This window comes from Legionella cardiaca (assembly GCF_029026145.1).
GTDB lineage: Bacteria > Pseudomonadota > Gammaproteobacteria > Legionellales > Legionellaceae > Tatlockia > Tatlockia cardiaca.
Genome location: NZ_CP119078.1, coordinates 2,404,404 through 2,431,159, shown reverse-complemented (window position 1 = coordinate 2,431,159; position 26,756 = coordinate 2,404,404). Strand labels below are relative to the sequence as shown.

The following is a 26,756-nucleotide window of genomic DNA, read 5'->3' as shown; positions in this document are numbered from 1 at the left end:
TCGAACATGTTGCAGAAGCTGAACGAACGCATACAAGGTCTTGTAGCCTGGATAGTCATTATTCTTATCGCTGTTACTTTTACTCTCTTCGGCGTGGACTATTATATGCAGTCGCATCAGGCATCGGATGCTGCCGTAGAGGTCAATGGGCAATCAATTTCTAAGCAGGCCTTCGAAGTTAATTACCGACGCGCCCGCCAGCAGCGTGATGCCGCACAAATGACTGCCGGTGGTGAAAAAGCACTTAAAAAAGAAGTGCTGGAAGATATGATTGTTAATGAAGTATCGGTCCAGGCTGCCAGAAAAAATGGCTTTGAAGTCAGTGTAGAGCAGGCTAATGCTGCAATACTTAGTATTCCTCAATTTCAAGAAGATGGTCATTTTTCAGCAGAACGCTACCAACAGGCACTAACTGGAGCCATGTTTACACCGGAATCTTTTCAAAAAGAAGTTAGACAAGGGATGCTGCTTAATCAACAACGTTTTGCCTTCATGGGTAGTGCGTTTGCGTTACCTAATGAAATTAAACGCTTTGTGAAGCTTTATATGCAAACGCGTGATTATGACTACTTACAAATCCCAGCTGCTAACTTTATTAAAGACAGCCAAGTTTCTGATGAAGCTATTGCTGAATATTATAAACAGCATGAGAAAGAATTCATCGCTCCAGAAAAAGTTTCAATTGATTATGTGCGCCTGTCTATGCAACAGCTTAGAGAAGGCATTGCTGTTAGCGATGATGAATTAAAACGTTACTATGATGAGAATCAATCTAATTTTCTTACGCCAGCGCAGTGGCAAGTTTCTCATATTCTTTTTGCCGTTCCACAAGATGCATCTGAGCAAATACAGGATGAAATTAAGCAAAAGGCCGAGGAAGCTTATCAAACCTTAAAGAATAATCCTGCTCAGTTTTCTGAATGGGTAAAGACAAAATCTGATGATAAATTATCGATCGCAAACGATGGCGTATTACCTTGGATGGTTGCCGGACAAACAGAGTTTGACAAGGAACTGGCTACATTAACTACGCCCGGCGAGATTTCACCCCCCATTAAATCGACTCACGGTTATGAAATTTTCAAACTACTGGCTTATAAGCCGGCAGCCTTAAAACCGTTAACTGAAGTGCAAACTGACATTAAAGAGCAATTATTAGGTGAGCTTTCTCAAACTAAATACGCACAAGCACTCGAACAGCTGAGTGATTTAAGTTATCAATCACCAGATTCGTTAGAACCGGTAGCTGATGCATTGAAATTAACTATTAACAAAACGACACCATTTTCTCGACGAGGTGGTAAAGACGAGTTGACTAAAAATAAAGAGATAGTAAATGCCGCCTTTAGTCATGACGTTTTGGAACTGGGTAATAATAGCGAACCTGTACAAATTGATAACGATAGTGTTATAGTATTGCGTGTTAACAAGCATTACCCTGCTGCAGAAAAGCCTCTGGCTGATGTAAAAAGCTATATTGCTAAAAAATTAGCGCTAAGAGATGCTGAACAAAAGGCAAAGCAGTTGGGCACAACCCTGCTATCTTCAAAAACAAATGAAGAAGCGCGGGAAAAATTGCTGCAGGAAAATCAGTTGCAGTGGCGTCAAGTTGCGCAGGCGACACGTGATACTGATAAAGCTGACTCTGCAGTTAACGATTTGGCTTTCGGCTTAGCGCGTACAGATAGCAAAAATGGCCGTAGCTTAAAAAATGGTGATTTCGTAATTGTTCATCTGAAAAAGATTAATAATGGCCAATTTAAATCACTTGACAAGGAACAACAGGCTAGCATTGCGCAGCAAATTGAGTCTAGCTATGGTGTGATGGATTACGACCTTTATGTAAACGGCTTATTGAGTAAGGCGACAATCAATAGGCATTAACGCAGGGGGAGTAATGATAGAAAGGTTTACTGATAACCATTTAGCGAATTTGTATTTAAAATTATCAAGTAAATATAAAGCATTATCCAAACAAACGAATCCAAAACTAGACCGACTGCAGATTTATCAACGATTGCTTGATGACATTCGTTTTGAGTTAACTAGCCCACAAAGTCATTTACATCAACTCGACCCGACTGAGCATTATAAGGTTTACACTGTTTTAAATACGTTCTTTAGCGCTACAGAATCTACACAACAACCTTCTGATACAAGACCTCACTACGTCTTTACCCATCAACCAGTCAATATTCATGATCCGTGTTGGCATGAGCACCGTTGTTTTATTCCAACGAATGATTTTCTGTTTACCTGGTTATTGTTAGATTCGCTATCTAATCGTGGCTCTTATCATTCTTCTGGCTGTTTTGGTGGTGATAGTCATCACGAACATTCAAGTAAAGATAGTGAGGCAAAAATATTTTTGCTTCTACTTCTTTTTGCAGCACTCACGGCTGGAATGGCATTTATAGCAGCCTATTATCTGATAAGAGAATCTATAGATAGCATTGAGCGTCTTTGGTTTAATGAGGGTTCGCTGCAGGCTATTGTCAGCTTATCCAGTGCCATTGCCAGCACAGTTGTTACAGGTGTAGTAGCTTCAATTTTTACTTCTACACCTCTCATGATGTTTGCTTTAGCAGCAGGCCTTAGCACTCCTGTTGGATTTATGGTTTTTGGTGTGATTTGTTTGACACTGATCGGTGGTGCATTAGGCTGCTTCATTACGAATCAAATTCAAAGTGCTTATATCAAAGGAACAAATCCACATTCACTGGATCCTTCAGATCCTTATCGTTTCGGGTTAAGTGAAGAGGAAACACAGAATCTAGTTAGCAAAGGTTATGATCCTATTAAAGTAAAATGTGCTATTGCTGAACTTCATGCGCAGATTGGCAAAGAAATGCCTCCTCTTCTGCATCGCATTTTTTCTGATAGTAGCGACAAGCAGCAAATGTTAGATACCATTAGAAAATTACGTCGTGGTGAAGCAGAAGCTATATTGGTAGTTGGTAAAGGAGCCAGACAGTTATCGTTTAATTTACTGCCCAATAACCAACGACCTCCAGAAGTGTCTCATGGACACCATAGCACCTACGCTGATTCTCAATTCCCTGGTTATCCTAGTCTTGTAGAGCCCGATAACTTAGGAGGAAATGGTACTGTGATTGATTCTGAATTTCCCGGCTATCCTATAATAGATTATACCGCTACCCCATCTGCCCCTCTTATTTTTGATTAAGTTTAGGACAGAGATCCCAGACTCCGGAATAATTTTTTATTCTGGAGTCTAACGCTTGTTTTATCATTCTGTGCTATTCCATTTTGGCATACGATTAAGTGAAATTTTCGTTGTACAACCACACGCCTGATATATAAATTGCTGCTTGTTTTTTTAACCATCAATTTCAATTGCCTCGCAGCATTAATTTAGGAAACAGCCATGCGTGAAAAATTCTCAATGACACCATCATCAAGCACCAATTCAACACCAGCATCACAGAAGAGGACAAATAATAGTTGTTTGCTTCTTTTCGTTGACTCTTTTACTGGGTCAGCGGCGCTTCAAGATTTACCTGGTGACTCAAGAGATGCTTATATTTTTACAACACAAAATGAGCTTTTTTATGCTTTTAGAACAATGCCAACCAGTGATAGTCGAACATCAGATTGTTGGCAGAGGTATTTGCCTATTCCTCTAAACAATGAACAAGTTAAACGATTTAATGAGGAACTACTGAATGCCAATATTAAAACAAGAATGATAGCAGATTCTGCTAGCAGACAATATGTCGTTCTTAAACCAGCAGAATTACGAAGTATTAAAGATATAACAAAACACGCTCGTAGGGATTCTCGTTCGCCTGTTGAGGTAGTGAAAGTGTGGCACCGAATACCATGGCTTCCGGGTTACTTAGTCAGTGGTATCGCCGGGAAAGGGAGAATCTTCCAAACCATTAGCGACCTTAGGTTAAAACGAGAGAGAACGCTGGGAATATATAAAAAAGGAACGGTATCCTTTCCCGTAACTAAAGCTGGCAATTTTACTTTGATAAGAGAGCGTGATGCGATTTCTTTAATGCAGGTAAGTCTTGCTATCAATATGAGTCATAATGTCTTCCAGATAACTTCTGAAGTTCTGACAGAAAGAAGACAGGCTAAGCTTGCTCATTTTCTAATAAAGAAAGCTGCGTCAAGAAATAATGTGGCTAAGGAAATTATTTCATCCAGTGACTTTAAACGATATCTTCAATCAGAGTCTTATAGGGAAAATTTAGATTCCTGGCTCATGAAACAAAGTAATAAAACTGTGTCTTCAAGAAATACCAGAAAAAATAGTATCATTTATAATTCACCAAGGCCGTTTCGCTACTTTGGCAATTCATTGAATTATGCCGATGATTTGATAAAAGTACTTACTAATTCGGACGAATTTGCCAAGGCGACAGTAATTCGAGATGTTACCTGCGGAAGTTGTGCATTAACTTTTTATTTAGCAGCTAGATACCCCGATAAAAAATATATTGCCAGTGATATTAATGGTGAACTTATCAATTTGCTTAATCACATTAAATCAACGCCCTGGGAAATTTTGGAAAACTCCTATAGAGCACATTATCAACGTTGCTTTGCTGTCCCAGGTACTAGTTCTGCGGTGTATAAGCAAATGGTACAAGAATATAACGATCAAAAAACTAAAGATTATTCCTTGTTATTGTTTATTCAAAATTATGCATTTACGAATGTCAATTTCAAAGGAAACACTATAAAAGCAATTTTATTAGAAAAGAAAGCACGTTCAATTGACAGTTCTGTTAAATCGCTGCGTCAATGCAAAGAATTAATCAGTAAGGGAAATATTGACTTTGTGCAAATGGATATGTTGCAAGCGATGCAACAGGCACAACCAAACGAAATGTGTTTTGTAACACCTCCCCATGAACATGATGACTCAAAATTATATATAGACACAGTATCTGTCAAAAAGCTTGTTGCTGGGTTAAAAATGTTAAATGCACGCAAGGTGCCTTTTGCACTTACCTACGGAGATAATTGTGCGGAGGCATCCAGTGATCTAACAAAACTAATTCCAGAGCTTTTTAAATATACTTATATTATTCAAGGTGGTAGAAATAGAACGAGTAAGGCGATGATTATTTATTTCTCTGAAAATGTAGTTTCTAAGGAGAAAATTGCCGTCTTAAATGAGGAAATTCGTTTTGAAACTGAGAAATTATTAAGACGCATGGAGAAAGAGCTGCGGAATTTGGATGAAACCACGCGGGATAATATTGTGGGTATCGCAACAACAAGGGATTTTTATGCACGCACTATTGAAATAGCAAGACAAGTACTAGCGGAGTTATCGCAATCAAAGCTTAAAGAACAATCTGCCTCCTCATCTTCAGGCTCCACTAGTGGTTCTTGGGGGACTGAAGAAACTGTTATACCAATGGAAAGTCAGGGCTATCAACTATTTGAACATAATGAAACTGAAGAAGCTTCGCAAGCCGCACCTCTCAGTCTCCATGCGCTGTTGCCTTCTTTCTTCTCTCCACTAAGTCGTAAGCCTATCTTGCCCCCTATCGCAGGAGAGAAAGAAGAGAATAGTCATAAGAGAAAACAGTTGATGGATGAGAAAAAGAAAATGCAAGATCCTACAGCCAAGCGCCAGCGGGCAGATGATCAATCAAATCTTTATCGCTATTTCCTACCCCACACCAAATCAGTGCAGGAGAAACAGCCACCCCTTAATTCTTTGGATGCATCTCCAGACATTCCAGATTCATCTGCAAAACCTACTAACCATAGCTAATGAAAGCTATCATTATTATCAACGTGAGAAAGGATGCTCACAGTATTTTTCACGAATGTCTCTCCCCGTCATTCCGAGCGTAGCGAGGAGTCTCCCTATAACTGATTGGATGTTATTAGAATTATCTCTTCTAACATCATCAAGCCTCAATGTAGAAAAACAATGTGTTATTCTAATCAATCAATTAGGGCAATTTAGGAGATTCTTCGCGACGCTCGGAAAGATGGGGAAAGGGGGCTTATTTTTCGGAAGGACGGAGAGGAGAGGTTTAATTTTCGGGGTGATGTCTCGTTTTAGGGCATAGCCAAGTAGTATCTTCTTTTTCTTATGATTCCCTTGTGATAGCCTGTAGCAAATTTAAATGCTCAATACAGATGAACAGCAATAATAATTGCTTTCACTAATTTTCTTAAGTTCTGAATTTGGGCTCGAGGTAAATATTCATGCGTAACAAATACCAAAGTATAACTTTAAATCGACAAGCATTTTCCTATTTCTTTGCTTTAGCCAGCATTTTGATATTGGCTCGTTTATTTTTATGTAACCCGACCCTTGGCTTAGATGAGGCTGAACAAATTGTCTTTGCGCAGAAATTATCGGCAGGTTACCCCTCGCAGCCTCCTTTGTATACCTGGCTCCAGTATTTCGTTTTTCAAAGTTTAGGCGTGAGTTTATTTAGTGTTGCTCTATTAAAATACAGTTTATTATTTTTATGTATTTATTTTTATCACCAAATTTGTCGACTCTACTGCCAAAATTCTTTATTAGTTTGGTGTGCCACCCTCTCTTGGGCATTAATTCCTAATATCAGTTATGATCTCTTACCCCATCGAACTCATGCTATTCTTGCCTTGTTGGCAGCTTGCCTGACCTGGTATTGGTTTATTAGACCCACACAGTTATCCAAATGGAGTTGGTCTATTATCTGGGGTTTAATTATTGGTGTGGGTTTGTTGTCTAAATTTAATTATTTAATTTTTCTTGCTATTTTTTTATTTACTGTGTTGTCAATTAACGAGTATCGCAGCAAACTTTTAAATCCCTATTTTTTAATCACCCTAACGACTGCGCTACTCTTATCAAGTCCATATTGGATTTGGTTACTTGATAATGCAAAGATGGGATTATATTCTTCTTATAAATTGGCTTTACCAGGGAAGAATCAGTGGAGTGGAATAGGGCGTCTGTTTCAAGCGTCAGTTTGTTTTGCCATTCCCGTCATTTTAATCCTTTTCTTTTTTCCGTTATCACGCGCACGTTCGGCTGCCAGTGCAGCAAATCAATTGCTGTGGCGCTATCATCTTTTTGTTATGCCATTTCTCTTGCTTATCGTGGTAAGTGCTGGCATTTATAATGTAAAAACCCATTGGGTTCTGCCGTTATTTTTCTTATCACCGTTGTGGCTATTTAGCATTGTAAATGAACAAGCCTTTTCAGTTCGCCATGCTAAATACTTTCTTGGTATATGTTTCGTAGTACAAGCAACTTTAATTGGCGTTTGGATTGTTCGCACCCCTCATCTCGCTCAATTTCCCGTAAAACAATTTGTTAATGAAATTAAAGAAGAACATCACCCTTTTGCGGCAATTGTTTCAGACTCACATTGGCTGTTAGGTAGTCTTATGCTGTATTTACCTAATAATCAAGGCATTTTAATGCATCCGGTAAAACCTATTACATTACCAGCAGGTAATTTATTGTTTATTTGGGAAGGTGAACAATCGCCTTGGTGGGTTAATAATCTTGCTGCAGCCACACCACAATTAATGACTCAAGCGGTAACAACACGAAATGATAAAGCCTCAGCTAGTCACCGATATCGCTTGCAGACTGCACAAGAAGGTGGAGAGATTGGTTAATGAGGAATTCCTGTAACGATGGACCCCGTTATGGCTTCCTCATTAATGAAAAAGGATTATTATTCTAAATTAGTCATTGATACAGCATGATAACCAGCGTCAACATGCACTACTTCGGCTGTAATTCCTGATGCTAAATCAGAGCATAAAAAGGCAGCGGTATAACCAACTTCTTCTGCTGTTACATTGCGTCTTAATGGCGTTGTATTTGCATAGGAACTTTGCATTTTACGAAAATCTTTAATTCCCGCTGCTGCTAATGTCTTGATGGGGCCTGCTGAAATAGCATTCACACGAATGCCTTTAGGACCTAAACTTGCGGCAAGATAACGTACAGAAGCTTCAAGGCTTGCTTTCGCAATACCCATGACGTTGTAATTGGGGACCGCCTTTTCTGCTCCGTAGTAGCTTAATGTTAAAATAGAGCCCTGCGTATCCTTCATCATTGGTTGAGCTGCTTTTGCTAACGCAACAAGGCTATATGCACTAATATCATGAGCAATACGGAATCCTTCGCGATTAGTATGTTCAACAAAATCGCCGCTGATTTGATCGGCTGGAGCAAAGGCAACAGAATGAATAACAATATCCAATTTATCCCAATGATTATTTAATTGCTCAAAAACTGCTTGAATCTCAATATCACTTGCGACATCACAAGGAAATGTTAGATTAGAATTAAATTCTGCAGCCATTGTCTCTACACGGCTTTGCAGTTTTTCATTCTGAAAAGTAAAAGCAAGCTCAGCACCTTGTTCATGAAAAGCTTTAGCAATACCATAGGCAATAGAGCGGTTGCTTGCAAGACCAACAATTAACGCTTTTTTTCCAGTTAAAAATCCCACATTACTCTCCTCTAACTTGTCTAAGTGGTTATTCCGTTAAATCTAGGACATGCTAATCTCTGTCCTTCATTAAACTACTTGTGTGCGTTGCGAGTAATTCGCGCATTTTAGCTTGAATCATATCAATGGCTATACGATTTTCTCCTCCACGAGGAACAATAATATCCGCATAACGACTGGATGGTTCGATAAATTGTAGGTACATCGGTCTAACCGTGGTTTCATACTGATGAACAACAGATTCAAAAGAGCGATGACGCTCAACAACATCTCGCTTTAGCCGACGTGTGAGGCAGACGTCCAAAGGAGTAGACATAAAGATGCGAATGTCCATTATTTCACGTAATGCTTTATCACTAAAGAGAAGAATTCCTTCCAGGACAATAATGGCATGCTGACCTACTCTGCGCGTATCGGGCAAGCGAATATGCTTGGAATGCGAATAAATAGGAATATCTACAGATTTCCCTTGTTGCAGATTACGCAAATGCTCACACAGCAAGGCATGATCAAATGCATCAGGGTGGTCGTAGTTAATTTTTTCTCTTTCAGCGAACGGCAAATGGCTATTGTCCTTGTAATAAGCATCTTCAGAGATTACCACAACTTGTTCAGAACCAAGTTCATTAACAATTGTATTGGCTAAAAGGCTTTTTCCTGAGGCTGAAGGCCCGGAAATTCCGATAATAATGGCTTGTTTACTCATGGTTTTATCATTCAAAATTTTGTGCAAATGGTAAGGGTTTATGAGGATAAATTCAACTTTAATTGGCTAAGAATGCCGTGTTTATCTAGGTTGCAACGAATATATGGCTTTGTTAGTCATCCTCATGCTGTCGTTGACGTTTTAATAGCACATAGAGTGCACCACTGCCACCGTCACGCCCTAAAGCACTGTGGAAGGCCAGTACCTGTGGAAATTGCCGTAGCCAATGATTAACTAAATTTTTAAGTATAGGAGCTTCACCACTGTAACTCCCTTTGCCGTGAATAATGAGTAAACAACGACGACCGCTGGCACTTTGTTCCAAGATAAATCTAATCAATGTTTCTTTAGCTGCTTCAGGTTTATGTCCATGTAAATCCAGGCGTGTTTCCCACTTAATTTGTCCGCTTTTCAGTTCACGCATTCTTTTGTAGGGAATGCTATGGCTGCAATAAGAAAGAATGGTGTTTGTTTGTACCTCTACTGAATAATAATCAGATAAATAAATGCTGGGCCCATGGAGTTTGGGTAATAATTCTTTGGGTTTGGCAGCTGGCGGCTGCGGTCTTTCAGTAGCGACGACAACTTGCTTATTTTTTTGCAAGGGTTTTACGACTCCTACCGTTCTACGAAATAAAGCTTTGTCTTCATCAGACAAGAAATCATTAGACATAATAAAATTCAATATTAATCATTAATGAGATTATAGTAATTCTTCAGGTTATGATTAAAGATCATTTAGGGACAATTAATTCAAACTAGCGTACAATTTGTGGCAATTATGGACATTAGGGCCTGTCCGAGACAATTTAGAAAGACAAATTTTAAAAAAGGTTTTATCTATGACTGATCCTTATAAAATGGCTTCGGCTGATTTTGCAACGATTATTGATTTTCTCCGCTTTGGATTAAGCCAGGCTAATGCCAATGATCTTTATTTTGGCCATGGGACTGATAATGCGTGGGACGACATATTCTCATTGGTTCTTGAAAGTTTACATTTGCCACTCGATGTAAATCCTTCGCTTTTGCAAGCACGATTGAGTGCTACAGAGAAAGAGTTTCTTGCTAAACAACTGTCACGACGTATTGTTGATAAAATTCCAGTACCCTATTTAACGAATAACGCCTATTTCTGCGAATTACCCTTTTATGTGGATGAACGGGTCTTAATTCCGCGCTCGCCAATAGCTGAATTGATTAAACAACAGTTTTCCCCATGGTTGATTGCCGAAAGGGTGGAGCGTGTACTTGATTTATGTACTGGAAGTGGTTGTATAGCTATTGCTTGTAGTTATGCTTTTCCTGAGGCTATTGTTGATGCTGTTGATATTTCAACGGAAGCACTGGAAGTGGCCGCTATCAATTGCGAACGTCATGGTGTCCAGGACACGGTGAACCTCATTGAATCCGATTGTTGGGCCAAAGTACCTGCAGTGCGCTATGATTTGATTGTTTCTAATCCTCCTTATGTTGGTGCAGACGAAATGCAAACACTGCCAACAGAGTATTATCACGAACCTCGGCTGGCTTTGGAGGCATCGAATAATGGGTTAGCTATCGTTGAAAAAATCTTGGCGAAAGCCCATGATTATCTTACAGACGACGGTATTTTAGTTGTAGAGGTCGGCAATAGTGAGTTGGCGTTGGAAGAGGCTTTTCCACATGTCCCATTTACCTGGCTCGAGTTTGAATATGGTGGACAAGGGGTATTCTTATTAACATGCCAACAGTTGAAAACTTATTTTTCGCCCCAAGGTAATTAATCCATGAGTGGAAATACATTCGGTAAATTATTTACAGTTACTAGTTTTGGTGAAAGTCATGGACCCGCTTTGGGGTGTATTGTTGATGGTTGTCCACCTGGATTACCGCTGACGGCTGAAGATATTCAACCCTTCCTCGATAAGCGCAAACCTGGTCAGTCTAAATATACCACGCAACGACGGGAAGAAGATAAAGTTGAAATTTTATCAGGGGTTTTTGAAGGGTTAACAACAGGGACCCCTATCGCCTTACTCATAAAAAACAGCGATCAACGTTCCAGTGATTATAACGAGATTAAAGATTTGTTTCGTCCCGGTCACGCTGATTTTACCTATCATCATAAATATGGATTTCGGGATTATCGTGGTGGAGGGCGCTCTTCTGCACGAGAAACAGCAGCAAGAGTCGCGGCAGGAGCTATTGCAAGGCTTTATTTGCAACGACATCTTGGCATTAAAATTCGTGGGTATTTACAACAAATGGGAATAATTCCTATTGATTTTGTCAGTGAAGACGATATTGATAATAACCCTTTTTTTTGCCCCAACCAGCATCAGGTTGAAACACTAGCTGATTATATTGATCAGTTACGTAGACAAGGTGATTCTGTCGGGGCTCGAGTAAAAGTCGCGGCTTATAATGTTCCTGTCGGGTTAGGAGACCCTGTATTTGATAAACTTGATGCAATGATTGCCTATGCCATGATGTCTATTAATGCTGTCAAAGGAGTAGAAATCGGAGCAGGCTTTAACGCCGTGCAACAGTTAGGTAGTGAACATCGTGATGAAATGACAAAGACGGGTTTTCTAACTAACAATGCAGGAGGTATTTTGGGAGGAATTTCTACAGGACAGACTATAGAGGTTAGTATGGCTTTAAAGCCAACCTCAAGTATTATCAAGCCCGGAAAAACCATCAGTACCCAAGGTGAAGAAGTCACGGTAGTGACGAAAGGACGTCATGACCCATGCGTTGGTATTCGAGCAGTACCTATTGCTGAGGCGATGTTGGCTTTGGTATTAATGGATCATTACCTTAGACATAAAGCACAAAATAAATAACACGGCCATTACTACGTGGCTCAAAAAAGGGGTTGCAATGAATAGACGTTTAAATATTGCTGTTGTAGGCGCTACAGGGGCTGTTGGCGAGACTTTGTTAACGGTATTAGAAGAGCGAGATTTTCCAGTGGATAATCTTTATCCTTTAGCCAGTTCCCGCTCGGTTGGGAAGACAGTCATGTTTAATAACCGTCAATTAGATGTTGAAGACCTTGCGAATTTTGATTTTAGTAAAGCCGATATTGCTTTATTTTCTGCAGGCGGTTCTGTGTCTAAAGAGTATGCTCCTAAAGCTGCCGCAGCGGGTTGTATCGTTGTGGATAATACCTCCTGTTTTCGCTATGACAACGATATTCCTTTAGTTGTACCAGAAGTGAATGCCTATCGCATTAGCGAATATAAAAATCGCGGTATTATTGCAAACCCTAATTGCTCCACTATTCAAATGGTTGTGGCTTTGAAACCTTTACACGATGCTGTCGGTATTAGTCGTATTAATGTTGCCACTTATCAAGCAGTTTCGGGTACAGGTAAAAAAGCAATCAATGAATTAGTTACGCAAATTGGCGAATTGTTGAATGGACGACCTATTAAATCAGCGGTTTATCCCAAACAGATAGCGTTCAATGTACTGCCACATATTGATGAATTTCAGGAAAATGGCTATACCCGTGAAGAAATGAAAATGGTTTGGGAAACCAAGAAAATTATGGAAGATGATTCTATTTTGGTTAACCCAACTACTGTGCGGGTACCCGTGCTTTATGGTCATTCAGAGGCGATTCATCTGGAATTAAAGGGCCCCCTGACCGCTGCTGAAGCTCGTAAGCTTTTGAGCAAGGCGCCAGGTGTTAAATTAATTGATGATCCAAATAAATTACAATATCCAACACCAATAACTCATGCAGTTGGACATGATGAAGTATTTGTAGGACGTATCCGCCAAGATATTTCTCATCCAAATGGTTTAAACTTATGGGTAGTGGCCGATAATATTCGTAAGGGTGCTGCTACGAATGCAGTGCAAATTGCTGAAATTCTGCAGCGTGAATATTTATAATTTATACTAGTTGTTATGTCCGAGACGAAAAAACCAGAGAGTATTGTTTTTCCACCCGTTTGGCCTCCTCAAAAAGAGGGGGCAGGCTCCATATTGCTTGAAGAAACGAAGTCAATGGAGAGGCAAAGACGGATTGCCGAACAGCAACAACATAGTAAGTTAGCAAAAGTACATGCTAGAGAGCATAACGAGGAAGCGCCATCTGCTTCCCCTGAAGAAGCCGCAGAAAATGGCATGTTGCAGCATCCTTATTTAGATTCGCAGCGTAACGATGGTATTGATCCTAATTTGAATCCGGAGCCCCCTTTAAATTCGCAGGCGCGTATGGAATATGATAATGAACGACGAGAACAAGAAATGGAAAAACAACTGCGCTTAGGTAATATGCCAAAAATGAGAACCGATCCGCAATTTAAACCATAGGATTTACTAAATGACCATCGCCAATGACATCATCAGTTGCCGTATGCCTGAATTTGACTTCTATGTAAGTCAAGGTGAGTCTTTGGATGATATTGATGAATATGGTTTTACTCCTCTTATTGAATGCGCTATTACTCAACAGCCAAAAATTGCTGAACAATTGATAGCTCGTGGCGTCAACATAAATAAAGCCGATGTAACTGGTCGTACGCCGCTGCATTGGGCAGTGGACAATAATGATTTGGAAATGACACGTTTGCTGTTAAGTCATGGTGCCGATCCGAATGCTTATACTCGCTTTGGTCTTGCGGTACTAGTTTATCCTGTTTTAAGAGGGCAGGATAAACTCAAGCATCTGCTTTATCAGCATGGCGCTAAACTGGATTTTGCTCTTGATTTTATTAATGGCAAGCTATTGGGACATCGATTTGAACTGACAGGGGATGTGGATATCGTCAATGCTCAAGGTGAATTCATTGAGCTTGATTACGAAGGATTTATGTTGGAATTTACGGTTGCTGTGGTGAAGGATTCATTACGACGTTTTACCAGCAGTTATTCCACTCGTCATCTTCGCACTCATTTTCCTTATTTATATCAAATCATGGATGCTTTCGGGGCAGCGGCGGAATTATTAAAATTCCAACAGCACCGATTTTTAACGGATACTCACAAGAAACAGCTGGCGTGGTTAGTGGAATCGCCCATGCTTATTTTGCCCGCTGCCAGCCGCGGTCACGCGCTAGGTTTTGTACGCTATAAACAATGGTGGGCGAAAATTGATAGAGGAGAGAATAGCTTAAAAGAAGGCAGTGTGAATATTTATCATATTTCGCAACCTGAGATAATTAACGTGAATTTTTTACAAGAATTCCTCTTTAAAAAACAAAGTCGCAATTATTTTCATCAGACCATCAATAAAAAACTAGGTTTACAGCCTGTATTACAAATCCCAATAAGTTCTCAAATTGCCGGTAATTGCTCTTGGGCAAATATACAAGCTATTATCCCCGTTGCTTATGCTCTGCAAGAGTTAGACGAAAAACCGCTTGCTGAATTTAATTCGGATAGGGTCCTGTCATTATATAATACCTGGGTGGAGTGGGATAAAGATCGAGCATTAGATGAATGTGTGCACCGCTTTTATTTGGCAAATCCTGTTCGCAAGGCAAGTTTTGCATCAATGTTAGCTGCTGTTCTTTTTCAGGCTTGTGACTACAGTAATAGTCATCATCTGGAGCGTGCGGAAAAAATTCTTACCATCCTGACCTTGCCAGACTATTATTACATTCTTTATAGCTATTTGGAGGAGTATTGTATTAAACGTTTAACGCGTCGCGGCAATAATTTGTTAAAGCTGCTTGATGATTGTGGTGTTAATCCTAATATTGGTATCACGCCAATTGCAACAGGCCTTAAAGACCGATCTTAAATTTGCTTTATTTTAAATTTGATGATGCATTCGTTTTATTTGTCGAAGAAAGATTTAATGGTTTTGTTTTATCAATTACTCTAAAACGGTCAATATGCTCTTCACTGTAGAAATAATCTCCCTGCCTCTCATCAGTGTCTTCAGCCTCCTCTCCTTCATCATCATCACCATCACTACACTCAATAAATACTCTGCCTAATTCATTAGCGGCAAGAACGGCTTTATAAGTTACAATGAATTGACAATTCTCAGCTAGCCGGGTCGTTAGTTCTAATCGAAAAGCAGTAGCATAGCCCATCATACAGCTATAAATTTCAAGATTAACCAGCTTGGATAATTCAAGGTCTTCTTGAATCAACTCAATAAAAGCGTCTGCATCTAGATCGGCTACTTTTGATTCCTCTAGGTTTCCTTGGGCCACGATAATCACAGAATCGCCTGGATTTAATAACTTGAGAAATTGTTTAAGAGCAGTAGGGGATGTAAGATTCAAAGGCTGAAACCCCTCTTTTTGCAAATCAATTTCAACATTTGGATTGAGTGAATAAATAAAATGCATTTTCTGATTAATTCGGGTTCTTAATGTTTGGCCAATTTCCTTATTGGATAATAATTCATGGTCATAAGCCTGTTTAACAAAAGTATCGAGAGTGAAGCTAGAGTAAAGCTCGATTACAATTTCTTTCGGTGAGTTACTTTTTTTAAGCAGATCAGCCAGTAATAAGTTGAGTATAGAAGATCCAGATTGGGCCATTAGAATAAGGGAAAATTAGGTTGTGCCTTATATTAAATCAAAATAACCATAAAATAAACTTTTAGGATAGATAAAAATCATAATTTAAACACAAATAAACTTCAGGGAAATTACCTAATGCCAGATCAGAACGATTACTTAAATTTTGATTGAACCGTTAAGCCCGTAAATTCTGTTGAATTTTGTATCGACTATCAGGATTTAACTGTGGTGTCATTTGAAAGCACTCAGTTTTTATAACGTGGATCAATTAAAGGTAATGGATGTTTAATGGATTTATTGCGATTGATTGAGAGGGTTTATATCAGAATTACAAAGAACTATTGGGCCAATAAGGCCCAATAATTAAGATTTAGTTTACACGGAATCAGCTGTCGTGCTCTTTGTTAGCTGGCGCTTTTTTTTTTGCTTGATCAGGCTTCATCTGTACTACTCGTCCACCGCTTGAATGGTGACTGCCTTGACCTTTCTTTCGTTGCGGGTTATTACCACCAGCATTGCGCGGTTGATTTCCTCCGGAACGACGGCGACGATTACCTTGACCCTGTTGCTGGCGTCTATCATTCGATTGTTTTTGCTGATAAGAATTACCACGAGTCACTTTTTCTTGGCGTTGTGAGGAAGTGCTTGTTTCACTGGCACCAAATAAACTATTCCAAAGTCGCTTGATAAAATTATTTTGATGCGCTTTTACTGGATGAGGAATTGAGAAGGCTTTCACTGCTGGTTCATCAAGTTTAGTCGCATCTTCAGCGCGAACTGCTGTTAATTCGGGTTGATGAATAAGTGAATAACTTGGTTTCTTTGTCTTGCCAACATTATCTTCCTTCAAACGCGTTATCTCGTAATGAGGAGGTTGTATATAAGGATTGGCAATAATTAATACCTGTACATTGTGGCGTTTTTCGATATTCAAAATGAATTCACGCTTTTCATTCATGATAAAAGTAGCCATTTCAGGAGGTAACTGAACTTGAACTTCTGCCGTTTTTTCCTTTAAAGCTTCTTCTTCAATTAAACGAATAATCGATAAACCATGTGATTGAATATTTCTAACCGTTCCTCTTCCTTCGCAACGTGGGCATACTTCCTGAGCACTTTCACCTAAGGAGAGACGCAAACGTTGACGAGACATTTCAAGCAAACCAAAGCGAGAAATACGACCTACTTGAATGCGCGCTCTATCGGCTTTCAATGCCTCTTTTAAGCGATTTTCGACGTCTCGTTGATTTTTGCTGGAACTCATATCAATGAAATCAATCACTACCAAGCCGCCTAAATCGCGTAAGCGTAGTTGACGTGCAATTTCATCTGCTGCTTCAAGGTTAGTATTTAAAGCGGTTGTTTCAATATCAGAGCCGCTAGTGGCCTTCGCAGAGTTAATATCGATAGATACCAAAGCCTCTGTACGATCAATGACAAGTGCGCCACCAGAAGGTAAAGGTACCTGGCGTTGAAAAGCCGTCTCAATTTGACTTTCAATTTGATAGAAATTGAAGAGAGGGATGGTGCTGTTATAAAGCTTGAGATTAGGCAGAAAATCGGGCTTAACTTGCTCAATGTATTGTTTGGCTTTTACATAAGAAACTTGATCATCAATGATAATTTCGCCAATGGATTTGCGCAAATTATCACGGATAGAGCGAATAATTACATCGCCTTCCTGATGGATTAGACAGGGGGCGAGTTGATTTGCGTAAGCCTGATTAATTGCTTGCCATTGATTGCAGAGCATATCGAGGTCACTTTGTAATTCGTCCTGACTCTTGCCAACGCCGGCAGTTCGAATAATAAGACCCATTTCATCCGGTAACTCTAATGCGTTGAGTGTTTCTTTTAACTCATCCCGATCATCGCCCTCTATTCGACGGGAAATTCCCCCAGAGTTAGGGTTATTTGGCATTAAAACCAAGTAACAACCTGCTAGAGTAATATAGGTTGTGAGGGCTGCTCCTTTGTTACCGCGCTCTTCCTTATCAACTTGAATAAGTAATTCTTGTCCTTCACGAATTAAAGAAGTGATTGGTGGTTTGTCATCGCCAAATTCATCAGGATGTTTACTTAAGTATTCGGGTGCAATTTCTTTCAGAGGTAGAAACCCTTGGCGTTTGGCACCATATTCAACAAAAACTGCATCCAGGCTTGGTTCTCGGCGCGTAACAATAGCTTTGTAGATATTTCCCTTTTTTTTGACTTCTGCTGGACACTCAAGGTCTAAATCGTAAAGGTGATTATTTTTAACAAGAGCAACTCTCACTTCTTCAGCTTGTGTTGCATTAATTAACATTTTTTCCATTAATTTACCCCATAAAAGGGCGCCACTCTTAAGTTAGACAGTGTAAGGATTTATTTTTTGTTGTGTGAAGCGACATAAGGCTTATTATTAGTTCTCTTAGTTGAACCTTTGATTTTTTTAGGAAATCAAAAATAATTTAGCCAGCGAACGTCTCTTAACGAAACAAAAAATATTCTGTTTAAGCATTTCCCAAGACCATAAGGACAGACCACACGCATTGTGCCTGCAAATATTGCGGCGCATGCTGGAGGTATACATCTGAGATGCCAGATTTTGTGAGCAAAAGGCGACATTGACGGTTTTATGCATGAGAAACCATCCTTTGCTTAGTATTCGCAAAATAAGCGGGAACTGATGTAAGGCATGTCTGACATGCGTGGGTATCTGATGAGTTCTTCTTCAATTTGGCTCTAGTATTGGGTGCTTCCTTATATCAACTTAAGGGAGCGCGTTTCATTTTTAAGGACCTATCTTCAATTATACTACAAATGGCGCCTTAACTATTTTGTCTTCTGTATCGGCAGTCAGATAAAGCTGCCCGGTTCCACAAAGACTAGTTTGGCTCATATTGACGAATTGCTAACAGGCCCTTGGTTTAGCCGAGTTTATTAGCGGCTGATAAACTTTTTTTGTTTATACGTTATAATTCGGTCGCGTGATTGTTCACGCGATTTTTAATACTATCAAAAAAAACAGCTACAGCAAATAGGTTTATGCATAAATGAGCGATGTACGTTATACAGAAATTAGTGCCGAAGAAGAAGGGCAGCGCTTGGATAATTATTTGGTAAGAATCCTTAAAGGCGTACCTAAAAGTCATATTTATCGAATCATTCGTGCAGGGGAGGTGCGGGTTAATAAGAAAAGAGCGCAAGCTTCTTTGCGTTTAAGTACCGGGGATTCCGTGCGTATCCCACCTGTACGGATTTCACAAGATAAAGAAATTTTCGTCGGTTCTAAATTAGAGCTGCAATTGCAAAACAGCATTTTATTCGAGGATAGCAGTCTCTTGGTTATTAATAAACCTGCAGGAATTGCTGTGCATGGTGGAAGCGGTTTAAGCTTGGGTGTCATTGAAGCATTACGAAAAACGCGCACCGATTTAACTTACCTTGAGCTTGTTCATCGCCTGGATAAAGAAACCTCGGGTTGTTTATTATTGGCTAAAAAAAGGAGTATGCTGCGCGCTATTCAAGCCTTATTGGAAGAGCGACAAGTTCATAAAACTTATTGGGCTTTATTGAGTCACTCCTGGGAAGGTAAAAAAACAATTCTTGTTGATATGCCCTTGGATAAAAATATATTAAAATCAGGCGAGCGAATTGTAACTGTTAATTCAGAAGGCAAGCCTTCACAAACCCTATTTAAGTTACTTGAAAATTATCAACAAACCTGTTTAGTAGAGGCTTCACCTAAAACGGGTCGTACACACCAGATAAGAGTACACAGCGCCTATCTTGGACATGCCATAGTGGGTGACGAAAAATATGGTAAATCGGAGAAATTAGCTGGTTTGGAGACAATAAAGCCAAGACTTTATTTGCATGCGAGAGCGATTCAATTTAACCTGAACGGAAAAAATCATCTATTTGAAGCAAATTTAGATGAGAAATTTACGGAAACACTAAAAAGATTACGTGCAAGGGGAGCTTGTTAACTCATGGGTAAACCATATCGCCTGGTGGTGTTTGACTGGGAAGGAACCTTAGGAGACACACTGGGACAAATTTTTAATAGTGTTGCTATAGAAGCAAGACGCTTGCAATTTGGAGAAATTGATAAGCAATTAGCGCGTCAGTCTGTAGATTTGGGTTTGGTAAAAGCACTAAGGAAGATATTTCCTGATTTAAGTGAGGAGCAACATCAGCAATTACTACATGCTGTGCAGCACTCTTTAATTGCTCGTACCACAGAAGTGTTCTTGATTCCTGGTGCAAAAGATTTTATCAGCCGTTTGCATAATGCCGGGATTGATATCGCTATTGCTACGAATAAGGGGCAGCAATCATTGCAACGAACTTTACATATCTCAGGCTTGGATACGTTATTTAAAGTTACTCGTTCGGCAGGTCAAACGGCTCCAAAACCTTCCACCCAGATGCTTGAGGAAATTATTGATACCTTTGGCCTTACCACTGATGAAACACTCATGATTGGTGATTCAATCACAGATATCGAAATGGCAAAAAATCTTGGTGTTGATGCGATTGGTGTGGATTTTTACCATCAACAACACAATGCATTACTTGCTGCAGGAGCGATGGCAGTATTTGATGATTATCAGCATTTAGCTGATTACTTATGCTTGCCTAAAGAGGGAGAGCTTAAATGAGCACCTTAACCAGTTTACCCAATTTACTGACATTAATGCGCATTGTACTGATCCCGGTATTTATTATCGCGTTTTATCTGCCTTTTGATTGGTCGCATGGTTTAGCTGCGGCAATTTTTGCCCTGGCAAGTTTTACCGACTGGCTTGATGGTTATCTTGCGCGAAGGCTGAAGCAAATGTCTCCCTTTGGCGCATTTCTTGATCCAGTGGCTGATAAATTGCTAGTTGCCTGTAGTTTATTACTCCTTGTTGGTGCAAGGGAAATGGACTATATCACTATTCCTGCTATTGTCATTGTAGGGCGTGAGATTGTTATCTCGGCGCTTAGAGAATGGATGGCGGAAGTTGGTAGTCGCGCAAGTGTTACGGTAAGTTATATTGGTAAAATAAAAACAACCGTGCAAATGATCGCACTTTTACTACTATTGGCGTTTAACCCAACACAATCATGGTGGGGAGTGCTCGGTTTTATTTTGTTATATCTGGCAGCTATTCTAACGATTTGGTCAATGATAATTTATCTTACTATCGCTTGGCCTCAATTGATGAGTAAACGGTCTGTTTCGTCTTAAAGTTTGCTGAGAGATAATCTCTGCCTTGATAGGAATATTAAGGCATCCCCTGAAGTTTTTGTATAGTCTACAACTTTTGTATTGCAACCCTTTTCTAGCATTCACTTACGCTACTTGAAATATTTAATTTTGCACTGAAACAAAATTCAAAAATTACGCGCAAGCTCCATAACCGTTAAAATAAATTTAATTTTTTACATTGAAAAAATTGCTAAGCCTCAGCAACTTATCCATTTTAAACACGCATATTGAATTAAATATAAACGTTTTGCATAGTGTTTACATTTTAATTAAGCAGTTATAAAAAAAATTAATTTAATTTGTTGACAGCGTTCTAATTTTCGGTAGAATGGCAACCCGTAGACAGGCGGGAATAGCTCAGTTGGTAGAGCACAACCTTGCCAAGGTTGGGGTCGCGAGTTCGAGTCTCGTTTCCCGCTCCAAAATTAAAGCGACGCGGAGTCGCTTTTTTTTTCCGAATTTTAATTCGGCTGTGTGGCAGAGTGGTTATGCAGCGGCCTGCAAAGCCGTGTACGCCGGTTCGATTCCGGCCTCAGCCTCCAAAAAATGCCCAGGTGGCGAAACAGGTAGACGCAAGGGACTTAAAATCCCTCGGGAGTTAAATCCCGTGCCGGTTCGACTCCGGCCCTGGGCACCATCCTATTTTATATGCATATAGTAATTGGAAATTTTGGCAACCATTCTTTGGCTGCAGTGCAAGTTCTCATTGAAAAGGACTTGCCTAATATTCATTTTATTTACGTGGAAACGGGTTGGGCGGCTGCTTCTTGGCCGGAAAGGGTAGAAGCTTGTAGCCAGTACATTAAACAGCGCGGTGTAACAGTGCATCGTTTAGTAGCGCAAACAACTTTCTCTGACATGGTTATTGCTCGCAAGCAGTTTCCCAGTCAAAAATTTCAATGGTGTGCCAGTTTTCTTAAAGGTTTAACCATCCTCAATCATCTTGATGATTGCGATCCTGCTTGTGAAGCGTTGATTGTGTCTGGTAAAAGGCGATTGGATTCACGCCGTTATGCCGATCTTGAAGAATTTGACTACCAAAATGAGTTATATCAGAGACGAACAGTATGGCATCCTTTATGGAATGTCGCTGATGCTGAATTTACACGCTTGATTAATCGAACTGGATTTGCCTTACTCTCCCATGCCAGTTTGGAATGCAGCCCTTGTATCCATCTAAAACAAGCTAATAACATCGATTCATTATCCTTTGAGCGCTTAGATAAGCTTGAACAAATAACGCAGCAAACGATGTTTCAACAGCCAATACGTCAATTATGCACATCGGCGCCCTTATGCGATAAAAAGGGAGATTTAAGTCTGCAGCAGTTTGATTTAGGTTGTGGCGCCCCCTGGGGTTGCGGGGAATAATTTTCTTCCTTGTATAATCTATGGAGTGTGCCGAAAATTGCTAAAAAATGTCAAAATTGGACTATATTTTACTCAGTAGTTCAATTTAAGGACATTTCATGCCCACTCGCAGACTAGGGATAACACTCGGGACAGTCGCAGCAGCTGTTGGCGCTTATGCCGTCTATGACAGCAACCAATCAGCCTATCAACCTCGTATAAATGATTATCTAAAAGCAAGTTATGTAGTAGCCACAGGCATTGCTGTTTATCAACCGCCGCCTGTCGTATGGACGAAGGAAAATCGTAAGGTTCTTGATGCATCCGCTCCAAGAGCAGAGGTCGCAGGAGTAAATAGAGCATTAGAAGCCTATGGCGTTGATTTAAGAGATGAAGAACTAGCCCTTTTATTAGCGCAAGGTGGTATGGAAATGAATTCTTTCAATCCAGGACCTGATTTAGCGGCAGAGAGGTTAATTTCTAGATCATTTGGTGATGAATATACAGAGCTGATGGAAGATGCCGCAAAAAAACCTGAACCCGATGAAGAATCACTCGAGCAGATTAGAAAACAAGCTGCAGCAGCTAAGGTAGGAGAATTAGCCCATTTTGCTTATGGAGCGATTAAGGCAACATGGAGTTATGGTGCAATAACGGAAGATGATCTAGGAAGCGGTACCTATAATGAACATATGGCGGAAATGCATAGTGATGAGGTAGAAGAAAGAGCAAGAGAGCAAAGTGCATTACTTGCTGCCAAGTCAGGAGCCTCTATGACGACAATTAAAGCCATGAAGCAAGCGCTTTGTGAAATGCGCCAAGAACACTCAACAACTCCTGAAGATGAACCACCTAGACCGCCACAGCTTGTTTAATAGCTTATTAGTTAAGTCCACACAGGTTTAGCATTTTTCGCGTTTAGGGGAAAATAACTCCTTGATTTTTACCGTGAGTGGTGTCCAGATCATATTGTTTATCCCAGATATTATGGCGATGGAGAATGTCACTCGCCGTTTTGTCAATGGCTTCTTTTAAAGCCTGACAAGTTGGCATAGGAGATATTTTAGATAAGGCAGCATCGATTTCTTCTGCTGCTTTTATACCATTCACCTCATGTTCTTGCTCATGATTCTCTAGAGCAATGAGATAGGTATTCCACTTTGCTTTTAATACTGGCGAAGCAGAATCTTGATTGAGCCATTGTGGTAAAAGCATCGTAATGTTAACAGTTACATTGGCTGCTGTCAGATAACAGGGGTTTTGTGTTGGATTATTATAATGCCAGGTATATTGCCAATTAATATGCCAGGTGGTTTTTGCATCAAAATGGGCGCCATAAACAATTGGTCCCAGACTATTCATTTGTTGGCGTAATTCTTCCGCTGTTATTCCATTAATAGAATAGAATGTTTTTGATTTAAAAATTGCTGGTGTTGAGAAGCCCGTAGTGGCTGAAAAAAATAATAGAAAACAGCTGCAGTAAATGATTTGTCTTATTGGCATAGTTTTCCAAATCAGTAAGAATTTATCACCGCATAATATAATCTATTCTTCACGTGGTGAGCGGCTCATTAAATTAATGGTAGCTTGAGCAGGGCTAATCGTTCCGTCTAAAACAGCTTGCACTTGTGAACAAATCGGCATCTCCACTTGTAACTGTTCTGCAAGTAAACAAACTTGAGCTGCATTATGTTTCCCTTCTACAACCTGACCTATTTGTTTTTCTGCCGTTAAAGAGTCAATTCCTTGACCTAAATATAAGCCAAAGCGCCGATTTCGTGATTGATTATCAGTACAGGTTAAGACCAAGTCGCCAATACCTGCAAGACCCATAAAGGTTTCTTCCTTTGCGCCCATCTTTATTCCCAAACGACTCATCTCTGCCAAACCACGAGTAATTAACGCGGCTTTGGCGTTGGCACCATACCCTAAACCATCACTTATACCACAAGCGATAGCTAATACATTTTTTATCGCGCCGCATACCTGAACACCAATAACGTCATTACTTAAGTAAACGCGTATGTTATTAGCGTGCAATAGCGATTGCATGGATTTTTGATAATCTAAATTATTAGAGGCAAGCGTCAGGGCAGTGGGTAGAAAGTTCGCTACCTCACGAGCAAAAGAGGGACCTGAAATAACTCCAATTGGAAAAGATTCTCCAAAGCGTTCAGCAACTAATTGACTTGGTAGCTTAAGGGTAATGGGATCAATGCCTTTGGTTAACCATGCCAAGCCGTGAATAGGTTTTGTAATTTTAGAAAGTAAGTTTGCGAAAGCATGAGAAGGGACTGCAATAATTACTTCAGTTGCCTGCTTCAAACATTGATCGAGTTCGACAACAGGAGTAAGTGATGCTGGAAAAATAACCTCTGGTAAATAGCGTTGATTGCAATGTTGATTAATCATTTCGCTAACATGCTGTGGGTTATGTCCCCACAGCATGACAGGATTGCCACAGTTGGCCAGATGAACCGCGACTGCAGTACCCCAGGAACCGGCACCCAAAATGGCAATCTTTTTATTCATAGTATCTTAGTGTGCTGTTTCAGTTTGATCTTTTGCAGCTTTTTGCTTTTCTTCCATTTGTTGCGCGTAAAGAGCATCAAAATTAATTGGCGCCAATACTAGTTGAGGGAAACTACCTCGGATGACTTGAGAAGTAATCGCTTCACGAGCATAAGGGAAAAGAATATTTGGACAAAAGCTATTCAGCAGATGATCAAGTTGTTCTTTAGAGGGAATTTGAATAGTAAAAATACCAGCCTGTTTAATTTCAATTAAAAATGCAGTTGTATTATTATTTTTGACTGTTGCAGTGACTGTAAGGACAACTTCATAAACATCTTTTTCTAATTGAGAATGTTGTGTACCTATATCCAACGATAATTCAGGTTCCCATTGTTGTTGAAAAATAGCTGGTGTATTAGGTGCTTCGAAAGATGAATCCTTCATGTAAATGCGCTGGATCATAAATTGCGCTTCTTGTTGCTGCACAGTGCTTGATTGTTCGGTCATTGCTTTTTATCCTCGTAAAAGTTTATCTAAATGCCCTGCTTTATCCAGTGCATACATATCATCACAACCCCCAATATGTTGGCCGTTTATGAAAATTTGTGGCACTGTACGTCTCCCGCTTTTTGTAATCATTTCTTCGCGCCTCATGGGCTCATCGTCGACACGAATGTCTGTATAGGTAACGCCTTTTTTATCTAACAGGTCGCGTGCCCGTGTACAATAGGGACAATATGCGGTGCTGTACATGATTACTTCAGCCATATCCTTCTTCCTTTCGTTATTTTCCTTTAACAATAGGTAAATCAGCAGTTTGCCATGCAGTAATTCCACCGGCTAAAACAAGCGGTTGTAAAAAACCATTCTCTCGTAATTTAGCGGCCAGTTGGGCTGATTGCAAACCCCGTGCACAAACTAAGATAATTGGTTTTGTTTTATATTTATCCATACGTTGTGCTTCAAAATCTTCAGCATTGGCACGGATAGCATCGATAATATGACCCTTGCGAAAAGCTTCGGCATCTCGCAAATCAATGACTATTGCTTCTTCATGGTTAATTAAATTAACAGCAGCTTGAGGGGATAATTCTTTAGCTTGCTTTTTTTGCGATTGAATTTCATTAATAAAAATTAAAAGCAAAACAATTAGTAATGCAAGCCAAAGTGCCCAATGATTTATAATAAATTGCCCTAGCTGCCCCATATCTTATCCAATTATAGCTGTGAATTGGCGAATTATCCTAAGAATGTTGTTCTAAAGCAAGTAATCCTCCAACCCTTAATAGGTTCGTTTGATAAAGAAAAATTTTAAAAAGCCGTTAGCTTTTATTGAATGATTCTCATATTTGTTCATGAATAAATCAGTTTGCTTATATTTATTGATCTACGGTTAATTTAAGCCTAGAATGGGGGCGTCTTGGTTATACAACAGGGTATAAAAAATGAAAAAAATTGGCTCTAGTGTAATTTTGGCTGTCGTGTTAGTAAGTGGGTGTGCATCAATTAAATTAGACCCTCAGGCCACACGTGTTATCGCCTCTCCTAATCCAGCTCCTCAGGGATGTAAATACCTGGGACAGGTAGTTGGTAATCAAGGTAACTTCTTCACGGGTGATTGGACTTCAAATAAAAATCTCGAAGAAGGCGCCATGAATGATTTAAAAAATAAAGCAAGTAGATTAGGAGCCAATTATATTCAATTAATTACCACACGTGCTGGAAACACAGGCTCAATGAGTGGTTTTGATGGCAATATGAGTGGTCATATGGCACAAACCAACGTGACTAATCTTGGAAATGCTTACCTTTGCCCGCCAAAGTCGATTGGTCTCTAATCAAAAAACGAATTGTTGAAGATGTTTCGTTAGCAATGAGTTAACGATACATCTTCTTTTATCTAGATAATTATTCTTCCCCTAATTTTATTCTTAATGTATTAGTAAAAATAATTGTGAAATATGCTACCACACTGCCATCCAGTTCTTTATACAATAATTTCG

Annotated in this window: 25 protein-coding genes and 3 tRNA genes; 18 read left to right on the top strand and 10 right to left on the bottom strand. The window is 39.7% G+C overall.

The annotated features are described in order from the left end of the window. The first annotated feature begins 6 nt into the window (after positions 1 to 6). From PXX05_RS10375 to PXX05_RS10360, 4 genes are all read left to right on the top strand, one after another. A complete protein-coding gene (locus tag PXX05_RS10375) occupies positions 7 to 1,884 on the top strand; it encodes a SurA N-terminal domain-containing protein (RefSeq protein WP_275088155.1) in 1,878 nt (625 codons plus the stop codon). Between the two features lie 13 nt (positions 1,885 to 1,897). Continuing rightward, entirely contained in the window at positions 1,898 to 3,187 is a 1,290-nt protein-coding gene (locus PXX05_RS10370; RefSeq protein WP_275088154.1) for a hypothetical protein, read from the top strand. Between the two features lie 201 nt (positions 3,188 to 3,388). Next, positions 3,389 to 5,761, top strand: a complete 2,373-nt coding sequence (locus PXX05_RS10365) for a DNA adenine methylase (protein ID WP_275088153.1) — start codon at positions 3,389 to 3,391, stop codon at positions 5,759 to 5,761. Between the two features lie 443 nt (positions 5,762 to 6,204). Then, a complete protein-coding gene (locus PXX05_RS10360; RefSeq protein ID WP_275088152.1) occupies positions 6,205 to 7,620 on the top strand; it encodes a glycosyltransferase family 39 protein in 1,416 nt (471 codons plus the stop codon). A gap of 59 nt (positions 7,621 to 7,679) precedes the next feature. On the opposite strand, the gene PXX05_RS10355 is transcribed toward PXX05_RS10360, so the two are convergent. The 3 genes from PXX05_RS10355 to PXX05_RS10345 form a co-directional block, all read right to left on the bottom strand. Beyond that, a complete protein-coding gene (locus PXX05_RS10355) occupies positions 7,680 to 8,465 on the bottom strand; it encodes an enoyl-ACP reductase FabI (RefSeq protein ID WP_275088151.1) in 786 nt (261 codons plus the stop codon). A gap of 52 nt (positions 8,466 to 8,517) precedes the next feature. Then, positions 8,518 to 9,171 carry a uridine kinase gene (gene udk, locus PXX05_RS10350; protein ID WP_275088150.1) on the bottom strand — a complete coding sequence of 218 codons (654 nt, stop codon included), beginning with the start codon at positions 9,169 to 9,171 and terminating at the stop codon, positions 8,518 to 8,520. 112 nt (positions 9,172 to 9,283) lie between these two features. Next, entirely contained in the window at positions 9,284 to 9,844 is a 561-nt protein-coding gene (locus PXX05_RS10345; RefSeq protein WP_275088149.1) for a Smr/MutS family protein, read from the bottom strand. Between the two features lie 169 nt (positions 9,845 to 10,013). Here PXX05_RS10345 and prmB point away from each other — a divergent pair, with 169 nt between their 5' ends. The 5 genes from prmB to ankH are packed head-to-tail and all read left to right on the top strand — an operon-like array spanning position 10,014 to position 14,914. Next, positions 10,014 to 10,937 carry a 50S ribosomal protein L3 N(5)-glutamine methyltransferase gene (gene prmB, locus PXX05_RS10340; protein ID WP_275088148.1) on the top strand — a complete coding sequence of 308 codons (924 nt, stop codon included), beginning with the start codon at positions 10,014 to 10,016 and terminating at the stop codon, positions 10,935 to 10,937. A gap of 3 nt (positions 10,938 to 10,940) precedes the next feature. Continuing rightward, a complete protein-coding gene (gene aroC / locus PXX05_RS10335; RefSeq protein WP_275088147.1) occupies positions 10,941 to 11,999 on the top strand; it encodes a chorismate synthase in 1,059 nt (352 codons plus the stop codon). A gap of 37 nt (positions 12,000 to 12,036) precedes the next feature. Further along, positions 12,037 to 13,059, top strand: a complete 1,023-nt coding sequence (locus tag PXX05_RS10330) for an aspartate-semialdehyde dehydrogenase (RefSeq protein WP_275088146.1) — start codon at positions 12,037 to 12,039, stop codon at positions 13,057 to 13,059. A gap of 15 nt (positions 13,060 to 13,074) precedes the next feature. After that, positions 13,075 to 13,482 carry a hypothetical protein gene (locus tag PXX05_RS10325; protein WP_275088145.1) on the top strand — a complete coding sequence of 136 codons (408 nt, stop codon included), beginning with the start codon at positions 13,075 to 13,077 and terminating at the stop codon, positions 13,480 to 13,482. A 10-nt stretch (positions 13,483 to 13,492) separates the two neighbouring features. Next, positions 13,493 to 14,914 carry a Dot/Icm T4SS effector AnkH/LegA3 gene (ankH, locus tag PXX05_RS10320; RefSeq protein WP_275088144.1) on the top strand — a complete coding sequence of 474 codons (1,422 nt, stop codon included), beginning with the start codon at positions 13,493 to 13,495 and terminating at the stop codon, positions 14,912 to 14,914. Positions 14,915 to 14,921: 7 nt separating this feature from the next. Here the strand turns inward: ankH and PXX05_RS10315 are convergent, their stop codons facing one another. Both PXX05_RS10315 and PXX05_RS10310 read right to left on the bottom strand, forming a co-directional pair. Further along, positions 14,922 to 15,668: a hypothetical protein gene (locus tag PXX05_RS10315; RefSeq protein ID WP_275088143.1), complete on the bottom strand. Its 747-nt coding sequence runs from the start codon at positions 15,666 to 15,668 to the stop codon at positions 14,922 to 14,924. 367 nt (positions 15,669 to 16,035) lie between these two features. Next, on the bottom strand, positions 16,036 to 17,964 hold the full coding sequence (locus PXX05_RS10310) for an Rne/Rng family ribonuclease (protein ID WP_275088142.1): 1,929 nt from the start codon (positions 17,962 to 17,964) through the stop codon (positions 16,036 to 16,038). A 721-nt stretch (positions 17,965 to 18,685) separates the two neighbouring features. Here PXX05_RS10310 and PXX05_RS10305 point away from each other — a divergent pair. The 8 genes from PXX05_RS10305 (at position 18,686) to PXX05_RS10270 (ending at position 23,114) form a co-directional block, all read left to right on the top strand. Next, positions 18,686 to 19,621 carry an RluA family pseudouridine synthase gene (locus PXX05_RS10305; protein ID WP_275088141.1) on the top strand — a complete coding sequence of 312 codons (936 nt, stop codon included), beginning with the start codon at positions 18,686 to 18,688 and terminating at the stop codon, positions 19,619 to 19,621. Positions 19,622 to 19,624: 3 nt separating this feature from the next. Next, entirely contained in the window at positions 19,625 to 20,296 is a 672-nt protein-coding gene (locus PXX05_RS10300) for an HAD family hydrolase (protein ID WP_275088140.1), read from the top strand. Then, complete coding sequence (gene pgsA / locus PXX05_RS10295) at positions 20,293 to 20,868, top strand: CDP-diacylglycerol--glycerol-3-phosphate 3-phosphatidyltransferase (protein ID WP_275088139.1); 576 nt, start codon at positions 20,293 to 20,295, stop codon at positions 20,866 to 20,868. The genes PXX05_RS10300 and pgsA overlap by 4 nt, the downstream gene beginning before the upstream one ends. 367 nt (positions 20,869 to 21,235) lie before the next feature. Beyond that, positions 21,236 to 21,311: transfer RNA gene (locus PXX05_RS10290), tRNA-Gly, on the top strand. A gap of 46 nt (positions 21,312 to 21,357) precedes the next feature. Continuing rightward, a tRNA-Cys gene (locus PXX05_RS10285) sits at positions 21,358 to 21,431 on the top strand. A 6-nt stretch (positions 21,432 to 21,437) separates the two neighbouring features. Further along, a tRNA-Leu gene (locus PXX05_RS10280) sits at positions 21,438 to 21,526 on the top strand. Positions 21,527 to 21,582: 56 nt separating this feature from the next. Then, positions 21,583 to 22,260, top strand: a complete 678-nt coding sequence (locus PXX05_RS10275; protein ID WP_275088138.1) for a phosphoadenosine phosphosulfate reductase domain-containing protein — start codon at positions 21,583 to 21,585, stop codon at positions 22,258 to 22,260. A gap of 98 nt (positions 22,261 to 22,358) precedes the next feature. After that, positions 22,359 to 23,114, top strand: coding sequence for a hypothetical protein (locus PXX05_RS10270; protein ID WP_275088137.1), 756 nt, complete (start codon positions 22,359 to 22,361; stop codon positions 23,112 to 23,114). A gap of 43 nt (positions 23,115 to 23,157) precedes the next feature. Here PXX05_RS10270 and PXX05_RS10265 read toward each other — a convergent pair whose 3' ends face one another. Genes PXX05_RS10265 through PXX05_RS10245 form a run of 5 tightly spaced genes read right to left on the bottom strand, consistent with a single transcriptional unit; the run spans position 23,158 to position 25,960 of the window. Continuing rightward, the gene (locus tag PXX05_RS10265) at positions 23,158 to 23,742 is read right to left on the bottom strand and encodes a DUF922 domain-containing Zn-dependent protease (protein ID WP_275088136.1); all 585 of its coding nucleotides are present in this window, start codon (positions 23,740 to 23,742) and stop codon (positions 23,158 to 23,160) included. Positions 23,743 to 23,784: 42 nt separating this feature from the next. After that, on the bottom strand, positions 23,785 to 24,771 hold the full coding sequence (locus PXX05_RS10260; protein ID WP_275088135.1) for an NAD(P)H-dependent glycerol-3-phosphate dehydrogenase: 987 nt from the start codon (positions 24,769 to 24,771) through the stop codon (positions 23,785 to 23,787). Positions 24,772 to 24,777: 6 nt separating this feature from the next. Further along, positions 24,778 to 25,260 carry a protein-export chaperone SecB gene (secB, locus tag PXX05_RS10255; protein WP_275088134.1) on the bottom strand — a complete coding sequence of 161 codons (483 nt, stop codon included), beginning with the start codon at positions 25,258 to 25,260 and terminating at the stop codon, positions 24,778 to 24,780. A 6-nt stretch (positions 25,261 to 25,266) separates the two neighbouring features. Beyond that, positions 25,267 to 25,521, bottom strand: a complete 255-nt coding sequence (gene grxC, locus PXX05_RS10250) for a glutaredoxin 3 (RefSeq protein WP_275088133.1) — start codon at positions 25,519 to 25,521, stop codon at positions 25,267 to 25,269. A gap of 16 nt (positions 25,522 to 25,537) precedes the next feature. After that, positions 25,538 to 25,960, bottom strand: coding sequence for a rhodanese-like domain-containing protein (locus tag PXX05_RS10245; RefSeq protein WP_275088132.1), 423 nt, complete (start codon positions 25,958 to 25,960; stop codon positions 25,538 to 25,540). Between the two features lie 238 nt (positions 25,961 to 26,198). Here PXX05_RS10245 and PXX05_RS10240 point away from each other — a divergent pair, with 238 nt between their 5' ends. Further along, the gene (locus tag PXX05_RS10240) at positions 26,199 to 26,591 is read left to right on the top strand and encodes a DUF4156 domain-containing protein (RefSeq protein ID WP_275088131.1); all 393 of its coding nucleotides are present in this window, start codon (positions 26,199 to 26,201) and stop codon (positions 26,589 to 26,591) included. Positions 26,592 to 26,756: the final 165 nt, after the last annotated feature.